Origin of the sequence: Brevibacterium samyangense (genome assembly GCF_039529845.1) — a bacterium.
Lineage (GTDB): Bacteria > Actinomycetota > Actinomycetes > Actinomycetales > Brevibacteriaceae > Brevibacterium > Brevibacterium samyangense.
The window spans coordinates 134,606-153,463 of record NZ_BAAANO010000017.1 but is presented as its reverse complement, the minus strand read 5'-3'; the positions used below and the strand labels follow the sequence as shown (position 1 = coordinate 153,463).

Here is an 18,858-nt window from a genome sequence, read left to right as displayed (position 1 = left end):
CACGGCGGGGCTGATGTCGAGGATCTGGCACCGAACATGCTGACCGGGCATGTACACGAGGGTTTTGTCCTACGGGTTGCTGGGCAAGAGGGGCATCCTGAACACACATTTTGGCCTTCAACCCCCGCGTCCCTGGTGCTACAGGATTCGTCCGGACCGGGCGATGATCGGTGGCAGCGGTCCTACACTGGCGCCATGACGCGACCTCTCTCACGCCTCGGCTTCCTCACGATCGGCCTGTTCGACCCCGCCGACCCCGGCCCGGGACACGAGGACACGCTGCGGATCATCGAACTCGGTGAGGAACTCGGGTTCGACTCCGCGTGGCTGCGTCACCGTCACCTGCAGCACGGCATCTCGAGCCCGGTCGCGGTCATGGCGGCGGCGACGCAACGGACCTCGCGGATCGAGCTCGGCACCGCGGTCACCCCACTCGGTGCGGAGAACCCGTTCCGGCTGGCCGAGGATCTCGGCACCGTCGACGTGCTCTCCGGTGGCCGGATCAATCCGGGATTCTCCGTCGGACCACCGATGAACTTCGACCGCTACAAGCACAGCCTCTACCCGGACACCCACGACCGGGAAGAACTCGGCTATGCACGACTCGAGAGGTTCCTCGCGCTCATCGACGGCGCGGAGGCGAGCGACTTCGAGGGCACACAGGGGATCGAGACGTTCTCGAAACAGATCCAGCCGCAGTCCGTCGGGCTGCGTGACCGGGTCTGGTACGGCGCGGGATCGCTCTCGAGCGCCGAGTGGGCCGGCCGCCACGCACTGGCCCTGCTCACCTCGAGCGTCGTCAAGGACGAGGGGAGTGGTGACGACTTCGCCACGATCCAACGTCGCCAGATCGATCTCTTCCGCAGCGTGCATCCCGCGGGGGAGAACGCGCGGGTGTCGCAGGGGCTCGTCGTCATCCCGACCGATTCCGCCTCGGCGGAGCAGCGGCAGAGGTACGAGGCGTACGCCGCTTCCCGGCTGCCGCGCACCACGAGCCCGCAGGGGTCGGCCGGACTGCGCTTCGCGCCGGACCTCGTCGGGACGAGCGAACAGCTCGCGGATCGACTTGCAGACCATGCGGGTTTCCGGGCGGTCGACGAAGTCGCCTTCGCCCTGCCGTTCAGCTTCGAGTACGAGGACTACGTGCAGATCCTCACGGACATGGCCGGGCGCCTCGGGCCGCTGTTGGGGTGGAACCCTCGGGTCTGACACGTCCGGCACCGGAACCGCGATCACCGTGGGGCCGCTGTGCCGACGCATTCGAGCAGGGAAATCGATTCACTTTCCGGTTCGCGGGGCGGCAATCGAATCGATCGCCGTGGGCGAATCCGTGGGAGAACCGGTCCGAGTCCGCGAAACGAGCGAAGTCCCGGGACATCGGGGGGAACGATGTCTCGGGACTTCTACTTTCCGCAGGAGCGGAATCCGAGCGAACGACGGGATTCGAACCCGCGACCGCCTGCTTGGGAAGCAGGAGCTCTACCAACTGAGCTACGTTCGCGAACGTACGGAATCATAACCCATTTCCCGAGGTGATGTGCACCGTGACGAGCCGGCGCGGCACGCGGGTGCGGGGTGAGCGACGCCGTCGTACCGTGGTCGCATGGACATGTGGGTGAGTGCTCTCCTCGTCGTCGTCTTCGTGCTCATCGGTGGGGTGTTCGCGGCGACGGAGCTCGCGCTCGTCTCCCTGAGGGAGAGCCAGCTCGATCGGCTCGAGGAACGCGGGCCGCGGGGACGGAAGGTCGCCGCGATCGCCCGCGAGCCCAATCGCTTCCTCGCAGCGGTGCAGATCGGTGTCACACTCGCCGGCTTCTTCTCCGCCGCGTACGGTGCGTCCGCGTTGTCGCCCGCGCTCTCGCCGGTGCTCGTGCGCCTCGGCCTCCCGCAGGGCGCCGCGGACACGACGGCGTTCATCCTCCTCACCCTCGTCGTCGCGTATCTCTCGCTCGTCCTCGGGGAACTCGCCCCCAAACGCCTCGCGCTGCAGCGCGCGACGAGCATCGCGCTCCTCGTCGGCCCGCCGCTCGACACGTTCTCGCGGCTCATGCGGCCGGTCATCTGGTTGCTCTCGCGGTCGACGGATGCCGTCGTCACCGTCCTCGGAGGTGATCCGCAGGCCCGTGGGGAGGACATGACCGCCGAGGAACTCCACGATCTCGTCCTCGGGCACGAAGCACTCGATTCGGAGGAGCGCACCGTCCTCGACGGCGTGTTCCGGGCCGCCGAGAGGACCGTCGCCGTGGTGATGCGACCGCGTGCCGACATCGTCTTCCTGCGCGGCGCCCTGACGGTCCGGGAAGCGGCCGCCGAGGTGCGGGGCGCTCCGTTCTCCCGGTACCCGGTCATCGGGGAGGACTTCGACGAGGTCCTCGGTTTCGTGCACCTGCGGGACATCCTCGCCGCGCTCGCGCACACGGAAGAGCCCCGACGCGCCGAGGCGCCCCTGCGGAGCATCGTCCGTCCCGTTCTCTCGTTGCCGGCGACGAAGCAGCTCATGCCGACCCTCGCCGAGATGCGCCGGTCGAGCACCCACCTCGGGATGGTGCTCGACGAGTACGGCGGCACGGCGGGCCTCGTGACGCTCGAGGACCTGCTCGAGGAGTTCGTCGGGGAGATCAACGACGAGTACGACCTCACACCCCGGTTCCGACGCACCGGGTCCTTCGACGCGGGGCTCTCGATCGAGGACTTCGCCCGCGAGTCCGGGGTGGAGCTGCCCGACGGCCCGTACGAGACCGTTGCCGGATTCGTGCTCTACTGCCTCGAGCACCTCGCGGAGGTGGGGGAGTCGGTCGACCTCGGTGATCACCGCCTCGTCGTCACCGAGGTCGAACGCCGCCGGATCCGGACGGTCCGACTCGAGGATCAGGGTTCGGGGTCCTCCTCCACCCATTCCCAGAGGTAGCTCGGCCGGCCGCCGTGCGCAGGAGCGGCGGAGAGCCGGTCCGTCTGTCGGACCCAGCCGGTGGCGAGGAGGCGCCGTTTGAGGTTCGCGACGTTCACCTCGGCGCCGGAACCGCCCGTCGCCGTGGCGAGTGCCCGTTCGACGCGGGCCGCGTCCCGGGCCGAGAACGACTCACCGAGGAGCGCCCGGGTGACGGTCCGATCGCGCCACATCCACCCCTGGAGGGCGTACACGGACGCGTCGATGATCGAACGGTGGTCGAACGGCAGCGCGGGGATCGCGGTGACGGGGACGCGCACTCCGGCCTCGACGTCGGGGGAGAGGACCGCGAGTTTCACGACGGCCATGGTCGGCCCGCGGGGGTCGCGCCCCGGGTCGTCGAACACTCCGATGTCGCGGAAGTAGATGCCACGCGTGTCCTCGACCCGGGCCTTGACCCGGAGCGCCCGCTGCGCCGCGTCCACGGATCGCTCGCGACCCAGCAGCACGCCCGGCAGAGCGAGTTCGCCCAGGTGGGGCGGGTTGATCCGGGGCGCCAGGCAGATTCTCAGTTCCTCGTCCGCATAGGTGACGGGAACGACGTCGATCGACACGAGCGGCTGTTCGTACTCAGGTGCGGACCCGGGAGTGGCCGGTCGCTGCGACCCGTGAGACACCTCGGCGCCGGCGGGGTGTGGAGGAGTGGGGAGATCGGGCACGGGACGAGCCTATCGCCGTGCCCGGCCCCGACGGCCCGAGCCGGTACGCCCTGGGCAGGTGCGAGTCAACGTTGCGCGGCGAGGACGGCCCGCACCTCGGCGAAGGACTGGGTGCGGACGGGTGCACCGTCCTCCCGAACCGTCTCGAGGACGGAGGCCGCTCCCGACCGTCACCGGGTGACGAGCCGACCGAACCGTCGCCGGGTGAGAAGCCGACCGGGGCACGTTCGGGCGAGGCGGAGCGTGTACGCGATCTCTCGGATGCGGAACTGTGCGATCTGAAGTCGCGGGCGCACACGGAGCACGAGTCGGCGAGCGAGGTCGCTCGCGAAGCGCTCCGGTCGGCGAAACGCGCTGCGCTGGCGCGCCTCGAAGCACAGGAGGCCGAAGAAGCCGCACGCGACGTCCTGGCCGGAGCGCGTGCGCGGCGCGAACGCACCCGGACGGGACTGCAGATCCTCACCGAAGAACACCGAACTCGTACGCGGGGAGCGTGCTCCCGAGAACGGTGTGCTCGGTGACCGAGCGCCGAGAGGACCGGCGCGTGAGTGGTTCGGTGCGTGAGAAGGCCGATGCACGAATGGGGTCGGTCGCCGGTCGTCGGCGTCGGCGTGAACACGTTCGTGAACTCCGTATCGGCGACCGTCTCCGGCGTGTTCCCCGTCTCACCGAGGTCATCGGTGTGATGCAGGGTCGTCACCTCCGCCTCGAGGACGCCGTTCACCTCGGTGACGACGATGTCGATCTGGTACTGCGCGAGCGAGTACCGCATCCCCTCCTCGGTGCCGGCCTGCTCGGTGACCGAGTAGGACCAGGCACCTGCGTCGGTGAACTCGAGGTCACCGAAGTCCGGATTCCGGTCCGCGCCGCCCACCGTGATGGGGTCGGGCCGGTCCGCCGGCGGATCCGTCGGAGCCGCCTGCGGCGCGAGGACGGTGCCGAGCGACCGTGAGAAGGGCAGCGAGCAGAGCGAGCACGAGGAACGCGGCGGGTACTCGCCGGGAGCGGGTACGTGAAAGGCGCATGGTCACCGGCCTCACAGGGATTCGGGGTGGACCTGTTCCACCTCCTCCACGGTAGGTTCCGCGGGTTCCCGGACCGGGGCGCGGCCGCGTGATGTGACCGCGAGGTCTCGGCCCGTGGACAGGCGGGTGGAGCGACGGGGGGAGGGTTCCGGTGGTGGGTGGGGTGAATCGGTGCGTGCTTCGGTGCCGGGGCCGAGGCGGGTGAGGCGCACCCCAGGAATTATTCCGAGAATTGGTCTTGTAGCATTGCACGGAACCTGAAAAGGGGGCCTGCGCCGGTGACGGCGGACACGGCCCCGCTCACATGTCGTCTATTCAAAGAAGAATGTATGAACGCCTCGACCCCCGACCCCACGTCCGGCACCTCGACGGCCACAGACTCGGCCGGCGCTGCGACCGACGAGTCCACCCTCCCGCCCCCGAAGTGGAAGATCATCGGTCCCGGCCTCGTCGTTGCGGCTACCGGTATCGGTGCCGGTGACCTCGTCGCCACACTCGTCGCCGGCGCGAACTACGGTTACGCGCTCCTGTGGGCCGTCATCGCCGGTGTCATCATCAAGATCGCCCTCGTCGAGGGCGCCGGACGGTACACGCTCGCGACCGGCCACTCGATCTTCGAGGGTTGGCGGAAGCTCGGTGTGTGGACGAGCATCTACTTCGGTCCTTACATCATCATCTGGGGCTTCGTGTACGGCGCGACCGCGATGAGCGCGAGCGCGATCCCGATCTACACCGTCTTCCCGCAGATCCCGCTCGCGGTGTGGGCGATCATCTCCGGACTCGTCGGCGCGGTCCTCGTGTGGTTCGGCAAGTACGCGTCCTTCGAGAAGGTCGTCGCCGCCCTCGTCGGTCTCATGTTCGTGACCGTCGTCGGCTGTGCGGCCCTCACCGCCCCGAACCTCCTCGAGATCGTCAAGGGTCTGCGTCCGTGGATCCCCGAGGGCGGCCTCATGAACACCCTCGCGATCGCCGGCGGTGTCGGTGGCACGATCACGCTCGCGGCCTACGGTTACTGGCTCCGGGAGAAGGGGTGGAATACGCCGCGCTTCATGAAGGTCATGCGCATCGACAACGCGATGGCGTACGTGATCTCGGGTGTCTTCGTCGTCTCGATGCTCATCATGGGTGCCGAGCTCCTCTACTCGAGCGGCATCGCGATCGGGTCGGGCGACGACGGGCTCGTCGATCTCGGTGACGTCCTCGCTGAGCGCTACAACCCCTTCGTCAAGTACCTCTTCCTCATCGGCTTCTGGGCCTCCTCGTTCTCGTCGATCCTCGGTGTGTGGCACGGAGTCTCGCTCCAGTTCGCCGACTACTGGGGCCATGTGAGGAAGACGCCCGAGCATTCGCCGGAGCGCGGCGTCGGCGGCAAGTACTACCGGTTCTACGTCCTCTGGCTCACCTTCCCGCCGATGCTCCTGCTCCTCATCGGCAAGCCGGTCGGCCTCATCCTCGCGTACGGCGTGCTCGGTTCCTTCTTCATGCCGTTCATGTCGATCACGCTGTTGTTCCTCCTCAACTCGCACTACGTGCCGAAGGAGTGGCGCAACGGCTGGTTCCTCAACACGGTGCTCGTCATCGTGACCGCACTGTTCGTGGTGTTGGGCGCGAATCAGCTCATCGGAGCGTTCCAGTGAGGTGACAGCGTTCGGCGACTGACACCCCACGCTCGACACGAAGAAATCCGGTAGGAGCGGTTCTCGAGGACCGCTTCTACCGGATTTTTGTGTGCCCACACTCGTGCGCTTTCATCCGCTCCTGCCGCACGAACTCACCGGCTACGGCAACAGCCCCAGCGCCATCGCGGTGGTCACCGCAGCCGTCCGGTCCGACACGCCGAGTTTGGCGTAGGTGCGCAGCAGGTGTGTCTTCACGGTCGTCTCGCTGATGAACAGTGCGTTCCCGATGGCGGCGTTCGTCATTCCCGTCGCCACCAGGCGGAGCACCTCGACCTCCCGTGGGGACAGCGTCGGCTGCGGTGCCGAGCGAACCTGGACGAACAGCCGGGAGGCCACCGACGGCGTGAGGACGGTTTCGCCGCGGGCTGCAGCGCGCACGGCATTCACGAGTTCCGTGCGGGAGGCGTCCTTGAGCAGGTACCCGGCTGCTCCGGCCTCGACCGCGCGCAGGATGTCCCGGTCCGTCTCGTACGTCGTGAGGACGACGACGGCAGTTCCCGGGCGGTCGGCGAGGATGTCCCGGGTCGCCGTGACGCCGTCGATGCCGGGCATGCGCAGATCCATGAGAACGACGTCCGGCTCGCAGGAGCGTGCGCTCACGGCGGCCTCCGCCCCCGAGGCGGCCTCGGCGACGACCTCGAGGTCCGCTTTCCGCGGCGAGCATTCCCCGCACTCCTTCCCGGACGATGGGGTGGTCGTCCACGAGCAGGACGCGAATCGATTCCGTCATCGGGGTACCTCCAGCGTGACCTCGGTGCCGTGCCCGGGACCGCTGTCGACGGTGAGGGTCCCTCCGATCTGCTCGGCCCGCGTACGCATTCCGGCGAGGCCGTAGCCGGAGGTATCGGAGCCCGGCTCGAATCCGTTCCCGTCGTCGGCCACGCTCAACCGGACGGTGTGCGGCGTCGAGGCGAGTTCGACCGTGATCCGACTCGCCTCGGCATGCTTGGCGATGTTCGCGAGCGCTTCCTGTGCCGACCGCAGCAGGACGACCTCGACCGCCGTCGGCAGATCGCCGATGTCGCCGGCGACGACGGTCACCTCGGCCGTCGTTCGGTCTCCGACGGCGTGCGCGTGCCGGGCGATCGCGTCGGTGAGGGAACCGGACTCCAGCGGGGTCGGAGTGAGGGCGCCGACCATCGCGCGGGCTTCGGCGAGGTTTTCCCGGGCGGTGTCGGCCGCGAGCGTCAGATGCTTCCGGGCAGCCGACCCGTCGTGCTCCCATTCGGACTCGGCCGCCTGCAGCAGCGTGATGATGCTGGTGAAGCCCTGGGCGAGCGTGTTGTGGATCTGTGCGTTCGGCGGAGATGCCCGCTTCGTGCGACAGGGCGGCGATCTCGGCACGGCTGGCCTCGAGCTGTTCGATGAGGATCGCACGGTGGGCGTTCTGGTCCGCCACTCGCCCGATCCACACACCCATGACCGCAGCGCCGATCCCGACGGCGAGGCCGATCGCCAGGAACGTCGGTAGTGCCGGGGATCCGATGCCCTCGAGGGCGATCAGCACGAGGCGGGGCAACACTGCGGCGATTGCGGTACCTGTGACTGCGTGCCGTACCCGGGGGCAGCTGAGGAAGAACATCGGGAGAACGAGGAACCATGCGACGGGGAGGTGGGGCTGGAAGACCAGTCCGACCGCGAACAGCACGAGGAGGCCGGCCGGGAACAGCTGCGTCCCCGTGCCTCCACCGGGAAGGATCCGCCGCCTGCCGTAGAACCGGTACCAGGCCCACATCGCGACGAACGACAACGCCGCACCGATCCGTTCCACCGGACCGACGGGGTTCACGAGTGCGACTCCCGTGATGAGGACGGAACCCGCACCTGCATACAGGTCCCACAGCCACATCTGGCTGCGTGGCCGGTTGCCGATGCGCATTGTCCTGTCCATCCGACGATCGTAGTCACGCCGCGGGTGACGGCGGCCGGTTCGTGTGTGAGGTTCTTCCGCCCCTCGGTTCCTCTGCCCGTTCAGTTCCGGGGTGTTCGGGGCGGTGTGCGGTGCCGGCCCAGGGCGAGCCCGATGAAGAAGACACCGGCGAATGTCGCGCCGTACCCGATTCCTCCGCTCCAGAGGCCGAGGACGACGCCGCCCTCGAAATTCCCGGGTTCTCCCATGACGAACAGCCCGATGAGGTATCCGATCGCCATCCCGATGGCCAGCGCGAGGCGCGCGCTCAGCTCCGCTTCGCGGAGAAGCCGGGTTCCGCTGTCCTGTTCATACGTCCGGTCGGGAGCAGTCACGATCGTTCCTTTCGCCCATGGGCCGGCCCCTGGGGCCGCCGACGGGTGTTCCGTCGGTTCGATCCCATCGCGCTCCCCGGCCGCGGCGGCCGTGACGTACGAGCGACCGACCCCGGTGTCCACCGAACGGAGGACAGCGTGGGTAAATGCCTCACTGTCGCGGATCGTGCGGAGAATCCGTCCGAAAGCGCACGATCGGCGACACCCGATACTCCTTCAAGTCGCACGAACGAATGTTCGGGAATGTTTGACAAGGGTGGTGCTCTGCGGAAATGATGCGTGGACGCAGACCCCGGAGCCACAGAGTCGTGGCGAACAGAAGGGCATATCCACACATGGACATCACCCCGAGTGCCGACCTCGAGGCGTTCCGCGCCGAGGTCGCCGCCTTCCTCGACAGTGCGCCGACGGATGAGATCCGGGAGGCCGGTCGGAAGACGACGAGTGCCTTCGCGCCGTTCGACCAGGCCATGGAATGGCAGCGGATCCTGCACTCCCGCGGCTGGGCGGCACCGGACTGGCCGGAGGAGTACGGCGGGCCCGGATGGACCGTCGAACAGCGGTACGTCTTCGCGGACGAGTACCAGAAACGTGGCCTGCCGCCCCTGTTGCCGAACAGCCTCAAGATGGTCGGCCCCCTCCTCATGGACCTCGGGTCCGAGGAACAGAAGCAGAAGTACCTTCCCGGGATCCTCGCGGGCGAGGACTACTGGACGCAGGGGTACTCGGAGCCGGACGCCGGCTCGGACCTCGCCGCGCTCCAGTGCTCGGCGGTCGCCGACGGCGACGACTACATCATCAACGGCAGCAAGATCTGGACGACCTTCGCGTTCAGGGCGAACCGGATGTTCATGCTCGTGCGTACCGACTCCTCGGGGAGGAAGCAGGAGGGCATCACCTTCCTCCTCCTCGAGCGTACGGACTACCCGGGCATGGAGATCCGGCCCATCATCGGCCTCGACGGGCAGCCGGAACAGTGCGAGGTGTTCTTCACCGACGTCCGCGTCCCGCAGTCCTCCCGGGTGGGCGAGGAGAACGACGGCTGGACCGTGGCGAAGCACCTCTTGAAGCACGAGCGAGGTGGATCGGCAGCGAGTCCGGCGCTCCGCCGTCACCTCGAACGGATCCGAGAGTCCGCCGCACGCACCCCCTCGCCCTTCGGCGGAACGCTCGCCGAGCAGGCCGACTTCCAGCAGAAGCTCGGGGAACTCGAGGTGGACGTCGCGAGCCAGGAGCACTTCGAGAAACTCTCGATCAGCGGGCACCCGCTCGCCCGGGACCCCGCGTTCCCCTCGCTCAACAAGCTCACGAACTCGGAACTCACCCAGCGGATCTCGGTCCTCATGACGGAGACGGTCGGGCTGGACGGCCTGCCGGACCAGAGAGACGCACACGTCGTCGGTTCCGATGCCCCCGAGCTCGGTGACGACCTCGCCCTCGTCGCCACCGCGTTCTACCTCAACAGCCGGGCGACGAGCATCTACGCCGGGACGAACGAGGTGCAGCGGGACCTCGTCGCACGCACCCTCGTGCCGCGTGCCACGGGGGCGAAGAAGTGACCGGCACGGCGGACGTGATCGACGTGGATGCGATGAGAGGACAGGGCATGGACTTCACCTTCACCCCCGAGCAGGACGGATTGCGGGCCGCGCTCGGGCGCGCGCTCACCCGGTCGTACGACCTCGACAACCGGAAGGAGATCATCGCATCCCCGACCGGATGGTCCGAGGACGTGTGGACGACCCTCGTCGACATGGGGCTCACCGCGATCCCCTTCCCCGAGGCGGTCGGCGGCGCTGCGGGGTCGATCGTCGACCTCGTCGCCGCGGCCGAGGTGCTCGGGGCCCACATCGTCGTCGAACCCTGGGTGCCCTCCGTCGTCCTCGCCGGTGGCGTGCTCGCGGCGGTGGTCGAGCGTTCGGGTGCGTCCGCCGGCGGCGGGACGGAGGACGCCGGCCTCGCCGCGCACTGGCTCACGCAGATCGCGGAGGGCTCCGTCGTCGCGGCTCTCGCGCACGAGGAGGGGAGGGGGACGCCGGACCCGTCCCTCCACGCGAACACCGCCGAGGCGGTCCCCGCCTCCGCGGGCGACTCCGGTCATGTCCTCACCGGTGAGAAGGCCGCGGTGCTCGCGGGCGCCTCGGCGGTGGTCCTCGTCGTCACCGCGCAACTCGACGGGAAGCTCGCGGTGTTCCTCGTCGAGCGCGGCGCCGGCGGTGGTGATGCGGCACGGAGTGGGGATGCTGCGCGGGGTGGCGGTGCTGCATGGGACAGCGGCGCTGCGCGAACCGGTGGCGCGAACGGTGGAGGCAGCGCGATCACCGCACAGGAGTTCACGACGATCGACGGGCGACGCGCCGCCCACCTGCGGTTCGACCGCACCCCTGCGCTCCTTCTCGCAGCGGACTCCGAGGACCTCGTGCGGGACGCGATCGGTGGGGCAGTCGTCGTGCTCGCCGCCGAGGCGGTCGGGGCGATGGAACGTCTCCTCGCGACCACGGCGGAGTACGTGGCAACCCGGAAACAGTTCGGCGTGCCGATCGGATCGTTCCAGGCGATCGCCCACCGGCTCGCGGACATGAAGATCGCCTTCACGAAGGCGAACGCCACGCTCCTGTACACGACGGCCCTCGCGGAGGCAGGACTGCTCACGCCACGGGACGTGTCCGTTCTCAAGGCGCAGGTGGGGCGGTACGGCCGGGAACTCGGAGAGGCCGCGATCCAGAACCACGGGGGAGTGGGCATGACCGACGAGCTCGTCGTCGGCCACCTCCACACGAGGATCCTCGCGGTGAACGCCCTCCTCGGGCCCGCGGAGTACCACCAGCGGGTCCTCGGAGCGCCCCGTACCTGAGGACTCACGGGCGACCACCGCCGCAGATCCTCGGCGACACGCACACGCGGAGCCGACAACCACCCGCTTGTGCGAGTGATTGTCGGCTCCGTCAGTGCTTGTCGGTGAAGAACGCGTGTCGCTGAGGGACGCTTGTCCGTGGGGAGAGCTCACACGAAGTCGGTGCGGAGCTCTCCCGTGCTGCGTTCCACCCAGGCCGCCGCGGTGTGCGCGGGGTCCACGGTGTCGTGGGGGAGGGGCGCCTCGGGTGCGGTGCCCTCGCCGAAGGGTGAGCCGCCGAAGCGCTCGTCGCGGCCGTGGGGTTCGAGCCAACCGGAGAGGTCCGGGCCGACCGGCACGATCTGCGTCGGATTGATGTCCGTGTGGACGATGTAGTAGTGCTGCTTGATCTGCTCGAAGTCGATCGTGTCGCCGAATCCGGGCGTCTGGTAGAGATCACGCGCATAGGCCCAGAGGTTCGGGAAGTCCGCGAGCTTCTGCCGGTTGCACTTGAAGTGCGAGTAGTAGACCGCGTCGAACCGGGCGAGCGTGGTGAAGAGGCGGACGTCGACCTCGGTGATCTGCTCGCCCATGAGGAAGCGGCGGGTGTCGAGGCGTGCCTCGAGGGTGTCGAGAGCGGTGAAGAGGCGGTCGAAGGCCTTCGCGTACGCCTCCTGGGAACCGGCGAAACCGCACCGGTACACGCCGTTGTTCACCTCGGTGAAGATGAACCTGATGAGCGGGTCCATCTCCGCCCGCAGGTGTTCGGGGTAGAGGTCCGGGGCACCGGCGCGGTGATACTTCTTCCACTCGCTCGAGAAGTCGAGGGTCATCTGCGCGTAGTCGTTCGTGACGACCTGTCCCGTCGGGATGTCGACGAGCGCCGGCACCGTGATACCGCGCGGGTAATCGGGGAAGCGCGCGAAGTACGCCTCCTGGAGCCGCTCGATCCCGAGGACCGGGTCCTTGCCGTCCTCGTCGAGGTCGAAGGTCCACGAGCGGACGTCGTGGGTGGGGCCGGGCATGCCGATCGAGATGACATCCTCGAGCCCGAGGAGTCGCCGGACGATCATCGTCCGGTTCGCCCATGGGCAGGCGCGCGCGGCGACCAGGCGGTACCGGCCGGGTTCGACGGGCCACTGCGCCGCGGGGTCGTCGAGGACCCGATCGGTGATGTAGTTCGTGTCCCGGGTGAATTCCGCCCCGGCCGTCACGTAGTTCCCCTTGAGGACGTCCGCGGGCTTCTGCCCGGACTGCTGTGCATTCATGTTTCCTCCTCGCCCGGCCGATCAACGACGCCATTCACGATTCAATGACTTTCGAGTAACCATAAACCCTCCCGGACCCGGTGGGGAGGGGGTGGGTCACTCCGGCTTGGCGGCTCCGTAGATCTCGTCGATGACATCGGCGAAGTCGCGGTTGACGATGTGCCGCTTCACCGACTGCTTCGCCGAGAGGTACCCGTTCTCCTCCGTGAGTTCCGAATCGAGGATGCGGAAGGTCTTGATGCCCTCGGCACGGGACACCGAGGAGTTCACGCGTTCGACCGCACGTTCGATCGCGGCGTGCACCTCAGGGCTCTTCGCCGCCTCCTCGAGGGTCATCTCCGGCAGTCCGTGGTTCTCGAGCCACACCGGGAGCATCTCCGGGTCGAGGAAGATGAGCGCGGCGACGAAGTTCTTGTTGTCGCCGATGACGACCGGCTGCCCGATGATCGGGTGGCGGCGCAGCGCGTCCTCGAGCGGGGCGGGGGCAACGTTCTTCCCGCTCGAGGTGACGATGAGTTCCTTCTTGCGCCCGGTGATCGTGAGGTACCCGGCCTCGTCGAGCGTGCCGATGTCACCGGTCGCGAACCAGCCGTCGATGAAGGTCTTCGCGGTCTCCTCCGGGTTCTTCCAGTACTCCTTGAAGACGGCGACGCCCTTGACGAGCACCTCGCCGTCGGGGGCGATCGCGACCGCGCAGCCGGGAAGCGGTACGCCCACGGTGCCGATCTTCACGTTCTTCGGGATGTTGACGGTGATCGGAGCGGTGGTCTCCGTGAGGCCGTAGCCCTCGAGGACGGTGAGGCCGATGCCCTTGAAGAAGTGCCCGAGGTGCTCACCGAGCGGGCCACCGCCGGACACCGCGTGCGTGGCGAAGCCGCCCATGACCTCGCGGAGCTTCGCGTACACGAGCTTGTCGAAGAGTGCGTGCCGCACGCGGAGGCCGAGCGGGATCCGGCCGGCGTCCTCGGCGCGGGAGTACGCGACGGCGGTCGCCTCCGCGAGGCGGAAGATCTTGTCCTTGCCGCCGGCCTCGGCCTTCGCGAGGGCGGAGTTGAAGACCTTCTCGAAGACGCGGGGGACGCCGAGGAGGAAGGTGGGCTTCACCTGCGCCATCGACGGCAGGAGCTGCTTGATGTCGCCCTCGAGCGCGAGCGTCGTCCCCGAGGTGATGCAGATGATCTGCATGAACCGCGCGAACACGTGGGCGAGGGGGAGGAAGAGGAGGCAGCGGGCGCCGGGCCGCACGACGTTCTGGATCTGCTGGAGTGCCGCCTGGGCGGTCTGCACGAAGTTCGCGTGGGTGAGGACGCACCCCTTCGAGCGGCCGGTCGTCCCCGAGGTGTAGATGAGGGTCGCCGGGTCCTCCGGACGCACCTGCGTGCGGCGGGCCTCGAGTTCCTCATCGGACACCGCGGCGCCGGACTCCTTGAGCGTGTCGAGTTCGTCGAAGAGCCACGGGGAGGCCTCCGGCTTCCCCGCGGCCTCGCGGATGCGGTCGCGGTGGGCGGCGGTCTGCGCGAACCCCGTTGTCACCTCGGCGTCCTCGAGCATCCACCGCAGCTGGTCGACCGAGGAGGTCTCGTAGAAGGGCACGGTGATGCCGCCGGCGTACCAGATCGCGTAGTCGCAGAGCGTCCACTCGTACGAGGTGGTGCCGAGGAGCCCGACCCGCTGCCCGTGCTCGACGCCCGAGGCGATGAGCCCCTTCGCGACTGCCCGGACCTCCTGTACGAAGGCGTCGAGCGTGACGTCCTCCCAGACGCGGTCCTCCCCGGTGCCGACGGGGCGTTTGAAGGCGATGTTCTCCGGGCGCTTCTCCCATTCGCCGAGGAGCACGTCGGTCGTCGTCGATGTCCGATCCACCTCGAAGTTCACGGGGGTGACGGATTGGCGCATGGTGGTGACGGACATCGGCAGTCTCCTTCGTCGGAAGCTTCACGCGCGGCGGTGCGCAGTGAACGTGGTGCGCAGTGAACAGTGTGCGCAGGGCATCTGGTCCGATCCTATGCAGGGAAACCGCTGCCGTGGCCGGTTCACGAGGAATCCTCATGAGTTCCTTGACCGCGGACGCAATGGGCCCTGCGGCCCGGAGTACAATCGGAATTCTGTCGCACCCGCTTCCCCCGAGCCGAAAGAGGATCTCCATGAGCTCTGCTGCCACCGATGCAGCTTCCCGAACGACCTCCGAGTACCGCTACGACGCGGCCCTCGCCGGACGGATCGAGGAGAAGTGGCAGGACCGCTGGGACGCGGAGCAGACCTACGCGGCGCCCAACCCGGTCGGTGACCTCAGCACGGTGCCGAGCGGCGCCTCGGCGGACGGACGCGAGTCCGTGTACCTCATGGACATGTTCCCCTACCCCTCGGGCAAGGGCCTCCACGTCGGCCACCCCCTCGGGTACCTCGCGACCGACGTGTACGCCCGCTACAACCGCCTCCTCGGCAAGAACGTCATGCACGCGATGGGCTACGACGCCTTCGGACTGCCGGCCGAGCAGTTCGCGGTGCAGACCGGTCAACACCCGCGGATCACGACCGAGGAGAACATCGCGAACATGCGCCGCCAGCTGCGCCGCATGGGCCTCGGCCACGACGGTCGTCGCACCTTCGCGACGACGGACCCGGAATTCGTCAGGTGGACCCAGTGGATCTTCCTCCAGGTCTTCAACTCCTGGTACGACCCCGAGGCGCAGAACCCCGCGGGCACGACCGGCGCCGCCCGGCCCATCTCCGAGCTCGTCGCGCAGTTCGAGGCCGGACGCGACACCCGCACCGGCCGGGCCTGGTCGGAGCTGTCCGCCGCCGAGCGCGAGGACGTCCTCCAGCAGTACCGCCTCGCCTACGTCTCCGAGTCGCCGGTGAACTGGTGCCCCGGACTCGGCACCGTGCTCGCGAACGAGGAGGTCACCGCCGAGGGCCGTTCCGAGCGCGGCAACTTCCCGGTGTTCACCCGCAAGCTCAAGCAGTGGAACATGCGGATCACCGCGTACGCCGACCGCCTCGCGGACGACCTCGACTCGGTCGACTGGCCGGAGGCCGTCAAGGCGATGCAGCGCAATTGGATCGGCCGGTCCACCGGTGCGATCCTCACGTTCCCCGTCGGCGCGGAGACCGTGGCGGACGCCGAACACCTCATCGAGGTGTACACGACCCGTCCGGACACCCTCTTCGGTGCGACCTACGTCGTGCTGAGCCCCGAACACCCGCTCGTGCCGGAGCTCGTCACGGACTCCTGGGACGCCGAGGTGCCGGCCGCCTGGCGCGGTGAGGGCGCCTCGCCCGCGGAGGCCGTCCGGACCTACCAGGCCGCCGCGGCACGCAAGACGGGCGCCGAGCGCCAGGAGGACAAGGAGAAGACGGGTGTCTTCACCGGCACCTGGGTGACGAATCCGGCGTCGGGGGCACGGATGCCCGTGTTCGTCGCCGACTACGTCCTCATGGGCTACGGCACAGGTGCGATCATGGCCGTGCCGGCCGAGGACACCCGCGACTGGGACTTCGCGAAGGCGTTCGGCCTGCCCTACGTGCGCACCGTACAGCCGGCGGAGGGGCACGACGAGGACACCGCCTACACGGGCGAGGGTCCGAAGATCAACTCCGCGAACGCGGAGATCGACCTCAACGGTCAGGGCGTCGCCGAGTCCAAGGCCGCGATGATCGAGTGGCTCGCGGGCAAGGGGCAGGCCGTCGCCACGACCCAGTACCGGCTGCGCGACTGGCTGTTCTCCCGCCAGCGTTACTGGGGCGAACCCTTCCCGATCGTGTACGACGAGAACGGCACCGCCCATGCGCTGCCGGACGATCAGCTGCCGGTGAACCTCCCGGAGGTCTCCGACTTCTCTCCGCGCACCTTCGAGCCCGACGACGTCACGAGCGACCCGGAGACCCCGCTCAGCCGCAACGAGGACTGGGTGAATGTCACCCTCGACCTCGGCGACGGACCCAAGCAGTACCGCCGGGAGACGAACACGATGCCGAACTGGGCCGGGTCCTCCTGGTACCAGCTGCGGTACGCGGACCCGCACAACTCCGAGCAGCTCGTCGACCCGGTGAATGAGGCGTACTGGATCGGCCCCCGCGAGGGTGCGACCTCCGGTGGCGCGGACCTCTACGTCGGCGGCGTCGAACACGCCGTGCTCCACCTCCTGTACTCCCGTTTCTGGCACAAGGTCCTCTTCGACCTCGGCCACGTGAGCTCGTGGGAGCCCTTCCACAAGCTCATCAACCAGGGGTACATCCAGGCGTACGCCTTCACCGACGCCCGTGGTGTGTACGTCCCGGCCGACGAGGTCGAGGAACGCACCGACGGGTCCGGCTCCACCACGTGGTGGTACGACGGCGAGGAGGTGAACCGCGAGTACGGCAAGATGGGCAAGTCGCTCAAGAACATGGTGACGCCGGACCAGATGTACGCCGAGTACGGTGCGGACACCTTCCGCGTCTACGAGATGTCCATGGGACCCCTCGAGATCTCCCGCGCCTGGGAGACCCGGGCCGTCGTCGGCGCGCAGCGGTTCCTGCAGCGCGTGTGGCGCCTCGTCGTCGACGAGGAGACCGGGGAGTCGCTCGTCACCGACGCCCCGGCGGACGAGGAGACCCGGAAGGTCCTCCACCGCACGATCGCCGGTGTCCGCGAGGACATGGAGCACTTCCGCTTCAACACCGGCGTCGCGAAGCTCATCGTCCTCACGAACCACCTCACGAAGGTCGGTACGGCTCCGCGCGAGGCGATCGTTCCGCTCACCGTCATGCTCTCCCCGCTCGCCCCGCACCTCGCGGAGGAGATCTGGGAGCGCCTCGGCGAGTCGACCTCGGTCGTGTATGCCTCGTTCCCCGAGTTCGACCCGGCGTACCTCGTCGAGGACCTCGTCACCTGCGTCGTCCAGATCAAGGGCAAGGTCCGCGACCGCCTCGAGGTCGCCCCGGACATCTCCGCCGAGGAACTCGAGAAGCTCGCCCTCGCCTCGAAGGGTGCACAGCGCACGCTGAACGGTGCCGGTGTCCGCAAGGTCATCGTCAAGGCTCCCAAGCTCGTGAACATCGTGCCGGACAACTGAGGCTCCGTAGCCGCGGCCATTCAGGTCGCCCGGCTCCCGCTGTGCGACCTTCCTGCTGTGCGACGGCCCCCGTGGGTACTCCCGCGGGGGCCGTTCGCGCGCCGGGGCCCATTGTGGCGAGCGTCACGGCGGGGTGAAACACCGGGTTCACCCCTCGCGGTTAGGGTGAGGCCATGAGTGCAATCTCCGAACAGATCCGTAACGCTCTGGGCGTCGTCCCGGAGATCGATCCCGAGGCCGAGGTCCAGCGTCGTGTCCAGTTCCTCGTGGAGTACTGCCTGACGGCGGGCGCAGCAGGATTCGTGCTCGGCATCTCCGGTGGACAGGACTCGACCCTCGCCGGCCGGCTCGGCCAGCTCGCGGCCGAGAAGCTCCGTGCGAAGGGGCACGATGCGAGCTTCGTCGCGGTCCGCCTGCCGTACAAGGTGCAGAAGGACGAGGAGGACGCGCAGTGTGCCCTCGACTTCATCCGTCCCGACGAGTCCCTCGTCTTCAACATCGCGGGCGGGACCGACGGGATGTCCGCCGACTTCTTCGACGCGACGGGCGCCCCGATCAGCGACTTCAACAAGGGCAATGTGAAGGCGCGCATGCGCATGATCGCCCAGTACACGATCGCCGGCGAACGACGCATGCTCGTCATCGGCACCGACCACGCCGCCGAGGCGATCACCGGCTTCTTCACGAAGTTCGGTGACGGTGGCGCGGACGTCCTGCCGCTTTCCGGTCTCACGAAGGGCCAGGGCAAGCAGCTGCTGCGGCACCTCGGCGGCCCGGAGGAGATCGTCACGAAGGCGCCGACCGCCGACCTCCTCGACGACGCCCCCGGACAGACCGACGAGTCCTCGCTCGGCCTCACCTACGAGCAGCTCGACGCGTACCTCGTCGGCGAGGAGGTCCCGGACGAGATCGCTCAGAAGATCGAATCCCGGTACCTCTCGACCGAGCACAAGCGCCGCCTGCCGGTCACCCCGCTCGACAGCTGGTGGATCCGGCAGTGAGGTGAGGACCGGTCGGTTCCGAGCGCGGTCGGGGTGGTCCCTGAGCCGGGTGTGTTCGCGTTCTCGCGGTGTTCCGGCTCCGGCGGTGTTCGGCACTGCAGAGTTCCGGCCCCGGGGCGGTCCCCGCGCTGATGGTGGAACGCCG

At 68.4% G+C, this 18,858-nt stretch carries 14 protein-coding genes and 1 tRNA gene; 7 read left to right on the top strand and 8 right to left on the bottom strand.

Annotated elements, in window-relative coordinates:
* Positions 1-195 precede the first annotated feature (195 nt).
* Positions 196-1,209 (top strand): LLM class flavin-dependent oxidoreductase, encoded by a 1,014-nt coding sequence (locus tag ABD172_RS09880; RefSeq protein ID WP_344309192.1) that lies wholly within the window; start codon positions 196-198, stop codon positions 1,207-1,209.
* Positions 1,210-1,428: 219 nt separating this feature from the next.
* Here ABD172_RS09880 and ABD172_RS09875 read toward each other — a convergent pair.
* Positions 1,429-1,501: transfer RNA gene (locus tag ABD172_RS09875), tRNA-Gly, on the bottom strand.
* A gap of 102 nt (positions 1,502-1,603) precedes the next feature.
* On the opposite strand from ABD172_RS09875, the gene ABD172_RS09870 reads away from it, so the two are divergent.
* The gene (locus ABD172_RS09870) at positions 1,604-2,908 is read left to right on the top strand and encodes a hemolysin family protein (RefSeq protein ID WP_344309190.1); all 1,305 of its coding nucleotides are present in this window, start codon (positions 1,604-1,606) and stop codon (positions 2,906-2,908) included.
* Here the strand turns inward: ABD172_RS09870 and ABD172_RS09865 are convergent.
* Both ABD172_RS09865 and ABD172_RS15330 read right to left on the bottom strand, forming a co-directional pair.
* Positions 2,869-3,606: an NUDIX hydrolase gene (locus ABD172_RS09865; protein WP_344309188.1), complete on the bottom strand. Its 738-nt coding sequence runs from the start codon at positions 3,604-3,606 to the stop codon at positions 2,869-2,871. The genes ABD172_RS09870 and ABD172_RS09865 overlap by 40 nt on opposite strands.
* Positions 3,518-4,480 (bottom strand): Spy0128 family protein, encoded by a 963-nt coding sequence (locus tag ABD172_RS15330; RefSeq protein WP_425546677.1) that lies wholly within the window; start codon positions 4,478-4,480, stop codon positions 3,518-3,520. The genes ABD172_RS09865 and ABD172_RS15330 overlap by 89 nt, the downstream gene beginning before the upstream one ends.
* Before the next feature lie 480 nt (positions 4,481-4,960).
* On the opposite strand from ABD172_RS15330, the gene ABD172_RS09860 reads away from it, so the two are divergent.
* A complete protein-coding gene (locus tag ABD172_RS09860) occupies positions 4,961-6,268 on the top strand; it encodes an Nramp family divalent metal transporter (protein WP_344309187.1) in 1,308 nt (435 codons plus the stop codon).
* A 141-nt stretch (positions 6,269-6,409) separates the two neighbouring features.
* Here ABD172_RS09860 and ABD172_RS09855 read toward each other — a convergent pair whose 3' ends face one another.
* From ABD172_RS09855 to ABD172_RS09845, 3 genes are all read right to left on the bottom strand, one after another.
* A complete protein-coding gene (locus ABD172_RS09855; RefSeq protein ID WP_344309186.1) occupies positions 6,410-6,910 on the bottom strand; it encodes a LuxR C-terminal-related transcriptional regulator in 501 nt (166 codons plus the stop codon).
* 126 nt (positions 6,911-7,036) lie between these two features.
* Entirely contained in the window at positions 7,037-7,654 is a 618-nt protein-coding gene (locus ABD172_RS09850) for a sensor histidine kinase (RefSeq protein WP_344309184.1), read from the bottom strand.
* A 627-nt stretch (positions 7,655-8,281) separates the two neighbouring features.
* On the bottom strand, positions 8,282-8,554 hold the full coding sequence (locus ABD172_RS09845; protein WP_344309182.1) for a hypothetical protein: 273 nt from the start codon (positions 8,552-8,554) through the stop codon (positions 8,282-8,284).
* 335 nt (positions 8,555-8,889) lie between these two features.
* Here ABD172_RS09845 and ABD172_RS09840 point away from each other — a divergent pair, with 335 nt between their 5' ends.
* Together ABD172_RS09840 and ABD172_RS09835 are read left to right on the top strand one after the other, a co-directional pair.
* Positions 8,890-10,113 (top strand): acyl-CoA dehydrogenase family protein, encoded by a 1,224-nt coding sequence (locus tag ABD172_RS09840; RefSeq protein WP_344309180.1) that lies wholly within the window; start codon positions 8,890-8,892, stop codon positions 10,111-10,113.
* A 47-nt stretch (positions 10,114-10,160) separates the two neighbouring features.
* Complete coding sequence (locus tag ABD172_RS09835; RefSeq protein WP_344309178.1) at positions 10,161-11,408, top strand: acyl-CoA dehydrogenase family protein; 1,248 nt, start codon at positions 10,161-10,163, stop codon at positions 11,406-11,408.
* A 149-nt stretch (positions 11,409-11,557) separates the two neighbouring features.
* Here the strand turns inward: ABD172_RS09835 and ABD172_RS09830 are convergent, their stop codons facing one another.
* A complete protein-coding gene (locus ABD172_RS09830; protein WP_344309177.1) occupies positions 11,558-12,655 on the bottom strand; it encodes a glutathione S-transferase family protein in 1,098 nt (365 codons plus the stop codon).
* Between the two features lie 96 nt (positions 12,656-12,751).
* Positions 12,752-14,566, bottom strand: coding sequence for an AMP-dependent synthetase/ligase (locus ABD172_RS09825; protein ID WP_344309176.1), 1,815 nt, complete (start codon positions 14,564-14,566; stop codon positions 12,752-12,754).
* Positions 14,567-14,799: 233 nt separating this feature from the next.
* Here ABD172_RS09825 and leuS point away from each other — a divergent pair, with 233 nt between their 5' ends.
* Positions 14,800-17,712 (top strand): leucine--tRNA ligase, encoded by a 2,913-nt coding sequence (gene leuS, locus ABD172_RS09820; protein WP_344309174.1) that lies wholly within the window; start codon positions 14,800-14,802, stop codon positions 17,710-17,712.
* 173 nt (positions 17,713-17,885) lie between these two features.
* Positions 17,886-18,713, top strand: coding sequence for an ammonia-dependent NAD(+) synthetase (gene nadE / locus ABD172_RS09815; protein ID WP_344309172.1), 828 nt, complete (start codon positions 17,886-17,888; stop codon positions 18,711-18,713).
* Positions 18,714-18,858: the final 145 nt, after the last annotated feature.